The sequence below is a fragment of the Deltaproteobacteria bacterium genome, from assembly GCA_020848905.1.
Lineage (GTDB): Bacteria > Myxococcota_A > Polyangia.
Window position 1 is genome coordinate 119722 of record JADLHG010000004.1, and the last position, 13676, is coordinate 133397.

The window sequence follows — 13676 nt, forward strand, 5'->3', positions numbered from 1 at the left end:
ATGCTTGGAGTGCTTCACACTGTAGCACGCTTTGTGCGCCGCCGGGCGGGAAACCCGTCGCTGGCAGAGGGTCGACGCCGCTGACCACTCAGAGGATGGACGTTTCGAGACGGAGCCTAATGTGAGTGCGGCGGGTCCTCAGCCGACGCAGCCCACCGTTTTCGGCCGCTACGAGCTTCTCGAGCTGCTCGCGAAAGGGGGAATGGCGGAGGTCTTCCGGGCGCGGCTCGCTACGGCGGCCGGGGCCGAGAAGCATCTGTGCATCAAGCGCATCTTGCCGGCGCTGTCGAGCAACAGCGATTTCATGTCGCTCTTCGTGCAAGAGGCCAAGATCGCGCTGCCCCTGACGCACGGCAACATCACCCAGGTCTTCGACTTCGGCGAGGTGGAGGGCGTCTACTTCCTCGCGATGGAGTACATCCGGGGGCAGAACCTGCATCAGGTGCTGCGTCGCGTGGCCGAGGGGGGACAGCGGCTGGACGTGCCGGCTGTGCTCTTCATCGCGGCGGAGGTCTGCAAGGGCCTGCAGTACGCGCACGCGTACACGGACGCCACCGGGACGAACCGCGCCGTCATCCATCGCGACGTGACGCCGCACAACGTGCTCATCTCGTACAACGGCGAGGTGAAGCTGACGGACTTCGGCATCGCGCTGGCCGCGACCAAGGCCGGTACCGCCGACGGCGTGGTCCGCGGCAAGCCCTGCTACCTCGCCCCCGAACAGCTCGACGGAGAGCCGGCCGCTCCGCGGGGCGACATCTACTCCCTCGGCGCGCTGCTCTACGAGGCACTCTCGGGCCGGCGGCCCTACGACGGTGAGAGCGAAGCGGAGATCCTCGAGCGCGCGCGCACGGACGAGGTGAAGCCGCCCAGCCACTACAATCCGGAGGTCGACTTCGCGCTCGACCAGATCGTGCTCAAGGCCATGGCTCGGAGCCCCGCGGAGCGCCATCAGCGGGCGGGGGACCTGCAGGTGGCGCTCACGCAGTACCTCCACGGGAGATGGCCGGACTACACCGCGGAGAAGCTCGGTCACGTGATGCGCGATCTCTTCGCGTGGGAGCTCGCCCAGGCCGGACCGTCGTCGGACGCCCTGCGCGACCGGTTGCTCCTCCAGCTCGCGAAGGCGGGCATCAAGGTGGATGCGGCCACCGCGAGCACCGAGGACCTGCTGTCGATGGGGACCGTGGCCATCTCGGCGGCGAAGGCCGCGACGCGCCCGAAGCGTGAGCGGCACGCCTGGCCCTGGGTCGCGGGGGCGCTGGCGGCAGCGGTGGCGCTGGGCATCGCCGTCTGGGTGGGAGTTTTCGGCGAGCCGCACGGAGGGGCCACGCTGACCGGTCGCGAGCCCTCCACGCCGCCGGTCGCGCCGCCCACCGAGCACCTCGTGCCTCCCTCGCTGAAGGCCGAGGAGGGAGGAGCGACGGCGGCTCCGGAGGCGCCCCCCGAGGCGCGCGAGCCGAAGGATCCCGCGCCGCACCGGCGCGCGGGGCGTGGCACCGCGCCCGCCCGAGGTGAAGAGGTCGCGGCACTCAACTGCAACAGCTGGCCCTGGTCGGTGGTGTACCTGAACGGGCGCCGGCTGCGCGGGAACACGCCCATCTACGGCGTGAAGGTCGCGCCCGGGCGCCATCGGTTGAAGTTCGTCAATCCGGAGCTCGGGCTGAGCCGCGAGGTGACCGTCGACGTGGAGGCGGGGAACACCAAGACGGTTGCGGTGTCGTTGCAGCAATGAGGACGCGCGAACGCACGACCGGTCGCGGTCACGCTCCGCCCCATCGCGCGACGGCGCGGGTGCTCGCGGTCGCGCTCCTGGCCCTCGCTGCCGCGGCGTGCAAGCCTCTCGGTGTCAGTGCCGACGCGCGCGCGCCGACTCCCGACGGTGGCGTGCCGGGGAGGAGCTGCAGCGACGGCGCTCCGCACAACTGGAAGCCGGAAGATCCCGGCGAAGCGGTGAGCCTCGGCCCCGGCGGCGGCCTGGCCAACCTGTTCGACGTGTGGGGCGCGTCGCCGACGCAGGTCTTCGCGGTGGGCTCGCAGGGGAAGGTCATCTACTACGACGGCAAGACCTGGAAGGCGCAGGCGACACCGACGAAGCAGGACCTGACGGCGGTGTGGGGATCGTCCGCGACCGATGTGTGGGCCGTGGGCTTCGGCGGGACCGTGCTCCAGTTCGACGGGCAGACGTGGCAGGACCGCTCTCCGCCACCCACGGTGTTCGTGTCGACCGACGGCGGGGTGCCGACCGGCGACGCCGCGGTGGCCGCGCGACGCAACCTCTGGGGCGTGTGGGCGGCACCGCAGGCCGTCTACGCGGCCGGCGACCGCGGAGCGGTGGTCTTCTACAACGGCACGGTCTGGACCCGCGTCGCCAGCGGCGTGGAGGAGAAGCTCGCGGACGTGTGGGGAGCGGGCCCCAATCAGGTCTTCATCGTGGGCGATTTCGGCACGGTGCTCTCGGGTTCGTCCACCGGCCTGACCAAGGCGCAGACCGGCACGGCCAAGCAGCTCCGCGCCGTCTGGGGGCGCGGTGGAAACGACGTCTACGCGGTGGGCCTCGCGGGCACGCTCCTGCACTTCAACGGCAGCAAGTGGGAGGCGGTCGAGGGGACGCCAAAGCAGTTCTTCAGGGCGGTGTGGGGCCCCGCCGACGACGGCAGCGTGATCTACGTCGTGGGCTGGGACGGCTCGCTCCTCCGCGTCTCGGGAGGTCCCTCGTACACGAACGGCGCGACGTTCGACCTCTACGATTGCATCACGGCGCGTCGCCTGGAGGGGATCTGGGGGACGGCGCGCACCGGTCGCCTCGACGCGGGCGTGCCGCGGGACGGGGGTCCGCTCGGGACCAACGTGGCGTGGATCGTCGGGGTGTCGGGGACCGTGATCGTCGGTCCGTAGCCGGCGCGAGGGCCCTCAGCTTGCCGCAGGCGCGTGGGCCAGACTCAGGTAGCGCTCCTTCTCGTGGAGCTCCTCCGCCTCGAGGTCGGTGTAGCGCTCCTTGATCGCCACGAACTCCGCCTCGCAGCGCAGGAAGGCCTCCACCACGTCGGGATCGAAGTGCGACCCGGAGGACTCGAGGATGCGCCGCCTCGCCTCCTCGTGCGGAAGCGCGGCCTTGTAGACGCGCCGGGAGGTGATCGCGTCGTAGGCGTCGGCCAGGGCCACGACGCGCGCCGAGATGTCGATCTCCTCGCCCTTGAGGCCGTTCGGGTACCCCGAGCCGTCCATCTTCTCGTGGTGCTGCAGCGCGATGACGCGCGCCAGCGCCAGCCAGGTCTTGTGCGACAGCGTGTCTCCGGCGACGGCGAGCACCTCGGCCCCGATGTTGGCGTGCCGCTGCATCGTCACCCACTCCTCGGGCGTGAGCTTGCCGGGCTTGAGCAGCACGGAGTCGGGGATACCTACCTTGCCGATGTCGTGGAGCGGGCTCGAGTAGAAGATGGCTTCGGCGTAGTCCGGGTCGAGCTGGCCCTGGTACTTGGGCGAGCGAGCGATCTCCCGCGCGAGGGTCTGGCTGTAGCGACGCATTCGCTCGAGGTGCGCTCCCGTCTCGGGGTCGCGGTACTCGGCCAGCTTCGCGAGGGCGAGGATGACCTCGTACTGCGCGGCACGGCTGGCCTGTTCGAGGTGCCGCTGCGCCGTGACGTCCTTCTCGATCGCGGCGTAGGCGTAGGGCTTCCCCTCGCCGTCCCGAAGCGTGGAGATGCTGAGCAGCGCGAACCTATCGCCGTGACGGACTTCACCGGACCACTGCGCGTCCCGCTCGAGGGACGCGCGGATCGTCTCCCAGGGGCACCCCGGAGCCTCACGGCCGCACATGATCGTGGGGCGTGCGCGCAGGGCTTCCTCGCGGCTCTCCCCCGCGGAGCGACTGAAGGCCTCGTTCACCTCGGCTAGCCGGCCGTCCAGGTCGGCGATCATCATCGGCTCGGGAGAGCTGTCGAAGAGGTGCCGATAACTGTGCAGGTCGAGCTTCAACTTGGCCGAGTCGCGGTGGGTCGCGAGCACCCGACGGTGCTGGTCGATGGCCTCGTTGACCGCTTCCTTCAGTTTCTGCGCCTCGCAGGGCTTGGTGAGAAAGCGGAACACGCCTCCGCGCCGCACGACGTCCTCGACCATATGTACGTCGGTGTACGCCGTCACCAGGATGCGTACCGTGTCGGGCCAGCGCTGCCGGACCTGCTCGAGAAACGCGTCCCCGTTCATGCCGGGCATGCGGTAGTCGGCGATGACCACGTCCGCGGCCCGTCCCTCGAGGAGCCTCAGCCCCTGGAGCGGCCCCTCCGCGACTTCGAGCTCGACCCCCAGTCCTCGCAGGGTCCGCTGGTAGGCGGAGAGGATGAGCGGCTCGTCGTCTACGAGAAGGATGCGCGCCGGCTGTTCCATGCTCCCCATTCTGTCCCTCCTGCTCGAACCCGTACTAACTCCATCGACAGCTCTGGCGCGGCCTTGAGCCAGGGCGTGCGGTGGGCGTGGTGGGGGAGGCGCCGCACCGGCCCGTAGCCGGTGCGACGGCGAGAGGCTACTTCGTACCCCAGTCTTCGAAGGTCCGCTTGGTCGCCCCCATGTAGACCTGGCGCGGACGCTGGATCCGATATCCCGTCGGATCCTCACGCATCTCCTTCCACTGGGCGATCCAGCCCGGTACCCGCCCGAGCGCGAACATCACCGTGAACATGTTGGTGGGGATGCCCATGGCCCGGTAGATGATCCCGCTGTAGAAGTCCACGTTCGGATAGAGCTTGCGCTCCACGAAGTAGGGGTCGGAGAGCGCCGCCTCCTCGAGGTGCTTGGCCAGCTCGAGCGTGGGGTCCGAGATGCCGAGCTGGTCGAAGATCCGGTCCGCCGCCGCTTTCAGGATCTTCGCCCGGGGGTCGAAGTTCTTGTAGACTCGGTGGCCGAAGCCCATCAGCCGGATGCCCGTCTTCTTATCCTTCACCTTGCTGAGGTAGGTCTTGCAGTCGTCGCCGGCCGCGTGCACCTGCTCCAGCATCTCGATCACTTCCTGGTTGGCGCCACCGTGGCGTGCCCCCCAGAGCGCGCAGACCGCAGCCGAGACGGAGGCGAACAGGTTCGCTTCGCTGCTGCCCACCATGCGCATGGTCGAGGTGCTGCAGTTCTGCTCGTGGTCGGCGTGCAGGATGAGCAGGACGTTCAGCGCCTCCTCGAGGACCTTCGGCACCTGGTAGTCCTCGGCGGGGACTGCGAACATCATGCGCAGGAAGTTGGCGGGGTAGCTCAGGTCGTTGCGCGGGTAGACGAAGGGCTGGCCGATCGACTTCTTGTAGGAGAACGCGGCGACGGTCTTCGCCTTGGCCAGGATGCGAATGATGTTGAGCTCGATGTCCTCGGGACGGTCGGACTCGCGATAGAACGTCGAGAGCGAGGCCAGCATGGCCGCCATGATGGCCATCGGGTGAGCCGTCGGCGGGTAACCCTCGAAGAACTTCTTCATGTCTTCGTGGATCAGCGTGTGATAGGTCATCTGCGCGCGGAACTTCGTGAGCTCTTCCTTGCTCGGCCGGTGTCCGTAGATGAGGAGGTAGCAGACCTCCGTGAAGCGGGCCCGCGAGGCCACCTCCTCGATGGGGTAGCCTCGGTAGCGCAGGATTCCTTTCTCCCCGTCGATGAACGTGACGCTGCTCTTGCACGCGCCCGTGTTCGCGAGGCTGGGATCCAGGGTGATGAGCCCCGTTCGATCCCGAAGATTGCCGATGTCGATTGCCCGCTCGCCCTCCGTACCCTCGATGATTGGAAGCTCGAACTCTTGGCCTTCCACGATCAGTTTGGCTGTGCCCATGGGTCCTCGCAGGTCTAGGGGGTTGACGCGAGGTGTCACTCTACGCCTGGGACGTGGGGATCTCAAGGGGGGGCGAAAAAGCGAAACCCCGCGGTGCGGAGCACGGCGGGGTTTCGAACGGCTACCTGGTGGAGCTGATGGGGATCGAACCCACGACCTCATGACTGCCAGTCATGCGCTCTCCCAGCTGAGCTACAGCCCCAGAGGTGTGGGTGTCCTAGCAGCTTGCATCGTGGCTGTCAACAGCGTCACGGCTCACCGACCAGCCTGCGAAAACGCGGGTCGGCGCGCAGGCGGTCGAAGTCGTTGCTGCGCAGGATGTGCAGCCTCGAACTGCTGCTGTAGGCCATCGCGTCGCTGAGCAACGCGAAGGCGCGGTCCACCTGGCCCGCCGCCGTGTGGTAGTAGGCCTCCTGCAGCGCGAGCCATCGAGGGATGGGTCGCGGCACTTTCTGGAGTTCCTGCACCGCGCGTTTCGCCTGACCGGCTTCGTGGTAGGCAGTGGCGAGGGCGAGGCGCGCCGACTGATGCGTCGGGTATTGCTTGAGCGCCGCCTGGTAGTCCTCGAGGACCTCCTGCATGAGCTTGCGGTGGGCCTGCCCGGTGAAGGCGCGGATGGCGAGCCACTTGTTGTGCTTGGCGGTCGCCCGATAGTAGTAGTTGCTCGCCGCCGACGACGGGTAGCGCCAGCTCGTGTGGTAGGGGCGATAGCGCAGCCGGCTCGACTGCTCGAGCTGGTAGTCGCACTTCATCAGCCAGCCGTCGATCATCTTCGCCCACCGCGGGCGCTGGCGGCGCCACTCCACGAACTCCTCGCGGGCCTTCTGATAGGCGGCGTAGGATTCCTCCCAGCGCCCCTGGAGGTCGAGGTCGATCCCCTTGGCGTACCAGCCCCGTCGAGGGATCCCCGCCTCGAGGCCTGCCGTGGGGCTCGAGGTCACCTGCACCATGTGGCTCTGCCCCGTCGGCAGGCCAGGCTCCGAGACGGCCCAGCCGAGGCAGAAGGGCGCCACGAACAGCGGGAGAAGCGACCGTTTCATCGTTCGCACCATAGCACGCCTGCGACAGCCTACGAGGGGTCGCAGGCCACCCTTCCTCGGCGGCGCGCAGCGAGCGTCAGGGGGCGGCGAGCAGGCGCTGGAAACGTGGGTCGGTGCGCAAGGGGTCGAACTGGTTCGAGCGGAAGATGTGCGCCAGCCCGTACCGGTTGTGGGTCGAGACGCGCTGCAGCGTCCGGAACCCGCGCTCGAGGTGTCCGGCAGCGACGTAGTAGTGGGCGAGCTGGACGTCGAGCCAGCTCGGCAGGGGGTGCGAGAGCCGGCTGAACTCCTGCCAGCCCCGCTGGCGCTGGCCGGTCTCGTGGAGGAGCGCGGCCAGAGAGAGTCGAGCGAGCTGCACGTAGTAGTAGGTCGGGCTCTGGGCGATGACGCGCTGGTAGTCGGCGAGGACCTCGGCGAGCAGCCGGGCGTGGGATTGCCCGGTGAAGGCGCGGATCGCGAGCCACTTGTTGTGCTTGTGCTCGGCCCAATAGTACCGCGTGCTCGCCGGAATATAGGCCGCGAGGGCGAGGTAGGTGGCGTTGCTCTGGAGGTTGCGGCTGAGGTCCATCTGGAACTCCGCCTTTGCCACCCATCCGTCGAGCAGGCGCTGCAGCTGGGGCCGTTCGACGAGGAGCTGGCGGAACTCGTCGCGCGCGCGCTGATACGCCTGGTACGACTCCTCCCACTGGCTTCGCAGGTCCAGCTCCGTGGCGCGGGCGTACCAGCCGCTGCGCGGGATGCCGGCCTCGAGGCCGCCCGTCGGGGCGGGGCTGACCTGCACGAGATGGGTCTGGCCCGTGACGAGCTCGGGCTGCGCGCCGGCGAGGGTCGGCGCGAGCGACAGCGCTGCCATCACGATCGTCGTCGGGAGGCGTCCTCCCGCACGAACTCCCAGGGCGCGATCTCGACGGTACATCGGCACTGCCTTCCTCTAGAGCGTAGCATCCGTCCGTCGGAGGACCACTGTCGGTTGCGGGTCGGGGCCTCTGCGCGCGCCGGCTGGGCCCCGTCCTTGACACGGCTCGCCAGGCCCTGGTACCCAGACCCCTTGTGGGTGCGTGTCGTCGTCTGGTGTGGCGCCCCGGTCTCGCTTCAGCCGAGAGGATCGTCCGATGAAAAGGCTCTGGCTCAGTGCAAGCCTCCTCGGGCTGCTCGCCGCAGGCTGTAAGCACGGCGGGGGCGCGGAAGGGACGTTGCCGACCGACACGGAGGCTCCCCGGGAGACCGGGTTCAGCCAGCTGCACGCGTTCAGCGAGACGCTCCCCTATACCTCCCTCGCGGCCTTCGGCGAGCACCTCTACGCGGGAACACCGGGGGGGGTGATCCGCTTCCACCGTCGGAGCGGGGAGTGGGTTCGCCTGACCAAGGCCCAGGGGCTCGCGAGCGACCGCGTGACGGCCATCGCGGGCCATCCGCGGTCGGGGCTCTGGGTCGCCACGGACCGCGGGATCAGCCAGCACCGCGCCGGGGTGTGGAGTAATCAGCCCGTAGGGGCGGTCCCGGGCCCGCGGGTCACCGCCATGGTCGCGACGGAAAATGGAGTCTGGGCCGGCGGGCCGGGAGGCCTCGGGCGCCTGGCCGACGGCGCGTGGCGGGCGCACCTGCCGGGGGCGAAGATCACCGCGCTGCTCCCCGACCTCGAGGCCGACGGGCTCTGGGTGGGCACGGCCGGGGAGGGCGTCTACCGCTTCGTGGGCGGCAAGCTCGTCGCGTTCACCGCCGCGCAGGGGCAGGTCGTGCGGCACGTCCGGAGCATGGCGCGTTCCGCGACGGGGGCGCTCCTCGTCGTGGGGCGCGACGACCAGCGCGAACGCCTGGCGTATTTCGACGGCACGTACTGGACCTCGTACGACGTGGAGCCGCAGGACACACTCGACTGGGTCAGCGCCGTCGGGGACGACCTTCTGCTCTCGGCGGGAGGCCGCGTCGTGGCGGTGCGGACTCTTGCCCCCGTGGCGGCCCCCGGCGGACGGTCGAGCTCTCGGGCCGGCCCGCTGCGGCTCGCGGGAAGCCGGTCTCCGGTGATGCCCTCGCGTCTGCCGATGCCCGAGCTCGCCACCGCGCGTGTGGACACCTGGTTCCCGCCGAACCCGACGGTGATCGTCGGCTACGGCCGCGAGGTCCTCATCGGAACCCGTGCGGCCGGCGCCGCCCTCTACGACGGGCGTTCGGTGAAGTGGTATCGCACGCTGGATCTGACGGGCGACGGCGAGAAGCTGCAGCTCGGGTGTCTCGAGAAGACCTGCTACCTCGCCGGCGGGGGCAGGGCCTTCCGATACCGCGAGGGGCGTTTCTCGCCGCTCGTCGTCACTCCTGAGGCGGCGGTGGTGCACGCCTTTCTCACCGACAGCGCCGGCGCGGTGGTCGCGCTGTGGTCGCCCGCCGAGGGACGGTCGGTCGTGATGAGCCGGCTCGCGGGGGACCGCTTCGACAAGGCCTTCGAGGCGAAGCTGACCCTGCCCCCCGGTCGAAAGGGAGAGGTGCGCTTCGCCCGCTACGACCTGACGGGCCAGCTCTGGGTGGGGCTCCAGTACGTGGACGCTGACGGCGAGCGCCGCCCCTGGGGAGTGGCCGTGCTGCGCCCCGACGGGAACGTGCTCTACCACCGGAGCACGCTCTTACCGACGGAGGACCGCGCCGCGGGAAGCCTCGCCCTCCCCGACGACGTGCGAGACATCTACTTCTCCGGGGAAGAAACCTGGCTCGCGACCGACAGCGGAGCGTGTCGCGTGCGCAGCCAGCGGGTCGACCTCTTCACCGAGAACGAGGGGATGGAGAGCGAGTTGCTCTACGCGATCGACCGTGGGCCGGCGGGGGAGCTCCTGGCCGCGACGCAGCGTGGGCTCGGGCGCTACGACGGGCGGCAATGGCGCTTCGGCCTCGCCGACGCGTTGAGCGCCACCGCGCGGGCGGTGGTGCGGCGGGGGGGCGCGGTGTGGGTCGGCACCGACGCGGGGCTGGTCCGGTGGGAGGGGGGCAAGACGCTGCGCATCACCTCGGTCCACGGGCTGGCCGGGGACGGGGTGCGCGATCTGCGCGTGGACCTCGAAGGACGTCTCTGGGTGCTCACGAGTCGAGGGCTGTCGATCGTCACCCCCTGACGCCGGGCAACCGCGCGGGGGCCGCGATAGACCAGAGAGGGATCGGTCGCACGGTCACCGCTCGGGGACGAGGCGCATGTACAAGATCTACGAGTTTCTCTTTCTCAAGGGCGGCCCGGTCATGTACCCGATCGTGGCTGGCTCCGTCGTGGCGCTCGCCCTCATCCTCGAGCGGGCCTGGGCCCTCCGGCGCGAGCGCGTCATCCCCGGCGCGTTTCGCCAGCGGCTGCGGGCGCTCGTGCGCGAGGCCAAGCTCTCGGAGGCCGAGGTCCTCTGCCAGGAGAACGGCTCCGCCCTGGCCAACATCGTCGCTGCCGGGCTGAAGCACGCGGGAGAGCCGCGCAGTGACGTCAAGGAGGCGATCACCGAGGTTGGTCGGCGTGAGGTGACCTACCTCGAGAGGTGGCTGGAGCTGGTCGGCACCATCGCTGCGGCCGAGCCCTTGCTCGGGCTCCTCGGTACGGTGACCGGCCTCATCAAGGCCTTTCAGGCGGTGGAAGGGCTCGCCGCGAAGGGGGCAGGGGTCAGCCCCGGGGCCCTGGCCTCGGGGATCTGGGAGGCCCTGATCACCACGGCCGCGGGGCTGATGGTGGGGATCCCGGCCTACGTCGGCTACCGGTACCTCCAGGGGAGGGTCAGCGCCCTCGCAGTCGAGATGGAGGAGGACTCGATGGAGATCGTGGACCTGCTCGCGGCCTCGCGCGCGCCAGCGAGCGACCGGGCAGGCGCTCTCCCGCCGGGCGAGGCGCCGCCCGTCGCGGGGGCGGGGCAGCAGGCGGACGCATGAGCTTCAGGGAGGAGGGGGGCTTCCGGCCTCGGCGGCCGCCGGTGATACTGGATATCACGCCCCTCATCGACTGCATCTTTCAGTTGCTCATCTTCTTCCTGCTCACGGCCTCCTTCGTCGCGACGCCGAACGTGGGGGTGGAGCTGCCGAAGTCGTCCGCCACGGCGACCTCCTCTCCCGAGCGCGACGTGGTGGTGGTCGTGACCCGCGAGGGCGCGATCCAGTTCGACGGCAAGACGGTGTCGGCGAGCGACCTCGTGGGGGCGCTCAAGAAGTCCTTCGCGCAGCGTCCGGGGGCGCGCGTGCTGATCCAGGCCGACCGGTTGAGCTACCACGGGCAGGTGGTGAAGGTGATGGATGCGGCGAAGGCCGTGGGCTACAAGCGCCTGGGAGTCGCCACGCAAGCCGGTCAGTAGGCCCGCGACCCTGCGGCGCGGGTGCACGTTTCTTGGCCCGCCGCAGGGGCCTTCCTATAATGACGCAGATGTCCCCCGCCTCGCACCGCTGGGTTCTGCGCCTCGCTCTCGCCGGCGGCCTCGCCGTGGGCCTCGGATACCTCCCGTACCGCGCCTACGGACCGAGCGGCGTGGGCCGCGTCCATCGCCTGGAGCAGCAGCTCGACCGCCTCGACCGCGGGAACGCCGCGATGCAGGAGGAGAACCAGCGTCTTCGGGGACAGGTGAAGCGGCTCACCGACGGTCGGCGAGCCATCGAGCGCGTCGCCCGGGACGAGCTCGGACTCGTGCGCCCGGGCGACCTCGTTTTCCAGTTCGAGTAGATCATGGGACGCGGTCTGGCGAAGCTCACCCATGCGGTCCGGCGATGGCTGGCCACGCGCCACGGGCTGCTGTGGGCTCTCGGCGCGTCGATCCTGCTCGGGCTCGGGTTCTTCGCCGCCCCGTGGTTCCCACACGCGCCGTGGCTCCGGTGGGCCGTTGGCGGCGTCTCCCTCGGGCTCGTCCTGAAGCGCCTTCTTCTCGGTAGGCCGGCCCGTGCCTCCAGGCTGACGCGGGCGGTCGACCAGATCGAGACCGGGCTCGGGCTCCTCTCCACGGTCTACATCGGGCTCCAGCTCACCGGCGGCCCGTCCTCTCCCTTGCAGCCGGCCGCGTATCTCTCGGTGGCCTACCTCGTGGGGGTGAACGAGCGTCCGGCGGCTGCCGTCCTCACGCTCGCCGCGCTCGGCCTGCAGGGGGCGCTCCACTTCGCCGCGGGGGACCTCCCCGGCCGATGGACGGAACCGGCGCTCCGGGGGGGCGCGATCCTCCTCTTCGCCGGGGCCAACATCGTGCTCTTGCAGCTCGAGGTGCAGAAGCGGCGTCGCGACCACGACCGACGGCTGGCGGCCGAGATTCGCGCGCTCCGGGACGAGGCGCGCGACTTTCGTCTCATCTCGAGCTCGCTCGCGAGCGGCGGCGTGCGGAGTCGTCCGCAGGAAGAGTCCAAGCTGGCGCGGGGCGCCGTCGAGGCGATCCATCAGCAGATGTACTTCGTCCTCGAGATGCTGAAGAAGTCGCTCGAGTTGCAGACCTGCGTGCTCCTCTGGCTCGATGGGAGCGGGGAGCGCCTGCGCATCAAGGAGCTCGTCACCGACAGCACGCTGGTGACGGAAACTCCCATCCCGGCGCAGGCCGGGGCGCTCGGCGGCGTGGTGAAGAACCGGCTGCTGCTCAACCTGAGGCGGCCGCGGCAGGGGGCCAAGGCCATCCCGTACTACGCGGGTCCCGAGGAGGTCGGTGCGTTCGCGGGCGTCCCGGTGCTCGAGAATGGGCACCTGCGCGGTGTGCTCTGCGCCGACCGGCGAAGCGATCGCCCCTTCACCGAGATGGAGGAGGAGCTCCTCGTCGAGGCGACGCGGCAGATCCTGCGCGCGATCCAGACGGAACGGGTCTTCTGCGCGGTGGAGCGCGCCAAGTTCGAGCACGAACGCTTCTACCGGGCGAGCGCGATGCTGAACGGGGCGCTCACGCTCGCCCAGGTCTACGACACCGCCTTCTCGGCGGCGCAGCAGATCGTGGAGTTCGACTTCGCCGCGGTGACCCTCCACGACCGGCAGCGCGGGGTCCATACGATCTGCCGCGTCTACGGGGACGACCGCGAGACGCTCGAGGGGCAAGAGTTCGGCGACAACGCGGGGCTCGTGGCGATGGTGGTCAAGAACAAGCACTTCCTGCCGGCGGGCGACGGCCCACGCGAGCGCGACGCGGTGGTCTTCACGCGCAAACTCCGCATCGGCTCGACCCCCTCGCTGGTCGTGCTGCCGCTCATCGTGCACGACAACGCCGTGGGGACCTTCGTGCTCGCGTCGCGCAGCGAATCGCGCTTCCCCAAGGAGGTGCGCGAGATGCTGGGCGTGATCACGAATCAGGTGGCGGTGTCGATCGAGAACGCGAAGATGTACAAGCGCATGGAGGAGATGGCGACGACGGACGGCCTGACGGGCCTGCCCAATCACCGTACCTTCCAGGCTCGCTTCGCCGAGATGCTCCAGCGCGCCGAGCGGCACGGCAAGCCGATCTCGCTCATCCTCACCGACGTGGACAAGTTCAAGTCGGTCAACGACACGTACGGTCACCCCGTGGGCGACCAGGTACTGAGACGCGTGGCTGGCGTGCTGGCCGAGCAGGTGCGGCGCGTGGATCTCGCGGCGCGCTATGGAGGAGAGGAGTTCGCGATCGTGCTCGAGGAGACGGACAGCGCCGGGGCACGCCTGCTCTGCGAACGCATCCGCGAGCAGATGGCCGCGCAGGTCATGAGCTCGGAGAAGGGGCCCTTCCGCGTGACTGTCTCCCTCGGGGTGGCGAGTTACCCGGCAGACGGGCGCGAGAAAGAGACGCTGGTCGAACGGGCCGACCAGGCGCTATACCAGGCGAAGGAGAGCGGGCGTAACCGGACCGTCCGGTACGCGGAGATGCGAGGCGCACGAGCCCACGCGGGAGCCGGATAGA

11 protein-coding genes and 1 tRNA gene are annotated in these 13676 nt (G+C 69.7%); 7 read left to right on the forward strand and 5 right to left on the reverse strand.

The annotated features are described in order from the left end of the window. Positions 1-121 precede the first annotated feature (121 nt). Both IT371_01285 and IT371_01290 read left to right on the forward strand, forming a co-directional pair. Positions 122-1735, forward strand: a complete 1614-nt coding sequence (locus tag IT371_01285; protein ID MCC6746259.1) for a protein kinase — start codon at positions 122-124, stop codon at positions 1733-1735. Continuing rightward, positions 1732-2898 (forward strand): hypothetical protein, encoded by a 1167-nt coding sequence (locus tag IT371_01290; GenBank protein MCC6746260.1) that lies wholly within the window; start codon positions 1732-1734, stop codon positions 2896-2898. Before IT371_01285 ends, IT371_01290 begins: the two co-directional genes overlap by 4 nt. Before the next feature lie 15 nt (positions 2899-2913). On the opposite strand, the gene IT371_01295 is transcribed toward IT371_01290, so the two are convergent. The 5 genes from IT371_01295 to IT371_01315 form a co-directional block, all read right to left on the reverse strand. Beyond that, complete coding sequence (locus tag IT371_01295; GenBank protein MCC6746261.1) at positions 2914-4395, reverse strand: response regulator; 1482 nt, start codon at positions 4393-4395, stop codon at positions 2914-2916. Between the two features lie 127 nt (positions 4396-4522). Then, positions 4523-5800 (reverse strand): citrate synthase, encoded by a 1278-nt coding sequence (locus IT371_01300; protein ID MCC6746262.1) that lies wholly within the window; start codon positions 5798-5800, stop codon positions 4523-4525. 126 nt (positions 5801-5926) lie between these two features. Beyond that, positions 5927-6002: transfer RNA gene (locus IT371_01305), tRNA-Ala, on the reverse strand. Positions 6003-6048: 46 nt separating this feature from the next. Beyond that, a complete protein-coding gene (locus IT371_01310; GenBank protein MCC6746263.1) occupies positions 6049-6840 on the reverse strand; it encodes a tetratricopeptide repeat protein in 792 nt (263 codons plus the stop codon). 76 nt (positions 6841-6916) lie between these two features. Then, positions 6917-7756, reverse strand: coding sequence for a hypothetical protein (locus tag IT371_01315; GenBank protein MCC6746264.1), 840 nt, complete (start codon positions 7754-7756; stop codon positions 6917-6919). Between the two features lie 196 nt (positions 7757-7952). Here IT371_01315 and IT371_01320 point away from each other — a divergent pair, with 196 nt between their 5' ends. The 5 genes from IT371_01320 to IT371_01340 all read left to right on the forward strand — a co-directional run bounded on the left by IT371_01320 (position 7953) and on the right by IT371_01340 (position 13675). Then, the gene (locus tag IT371_01320) at positions 7953-9941 is read left to right on the forward strand and encodes a hypothetical protein (protein MCC6746265.1); all 1989 of its coding nucleotides are present in this window, start codon (positions 7953-7955) and stop codon (positions 9939-9941) included. Positions 9942-10017: 76 nt separating this feature from the next. Beyond that, positions 10018-10728: a MotA/TolQ/ExbB proton channel family protein gene (locus IT371_01325; protein MCC6746266.1), complete on the forward strand. Its 711-nt coding sequence runs from the start codon at positions 10018-10020 to the stop codon at positions 10726-10728. Next, positions 10725-11144: a biopolymer transporter ExbD gene (locus IT371_01330; protein MCC6746267.1), complete on the forward strand. Its 420-nt coding sequence runs from the start codon at positions 10725-10727 to the stop codon at positions 11142-11144. The genes IT371_01325 and IT371_01330 overlap by 4 nt, the downstream gene beginning before the upstream one ends. A gap of 68 nt (positions 11145-11212) precedes the next feature. Continuing rightward, the gene (locus IT371_01335; GenBank protein MCC6746268.1) at positions 11213-11506 is read left to right on the forward strand and encodes a septum formation initiator family protein; all 294 of its coding nucleotides are present in this window, start codon (positions 11213-11215) and stop codon (positions 11504-11506) included. Positions 11507-11509: 3 nt separating this feature from the next. Continuing rightward, on the forward strand, positions 11510-13675 hold the full coding sequence (locus IT371_01340) for a diguanylate cyclase (GenBank protein MCC6746269.1): 2166 nt from the start codon (positions 11510-11512) through the stop codon (positions 13673-13675). Position 13676: the final 1 nt, after the last annotated feature.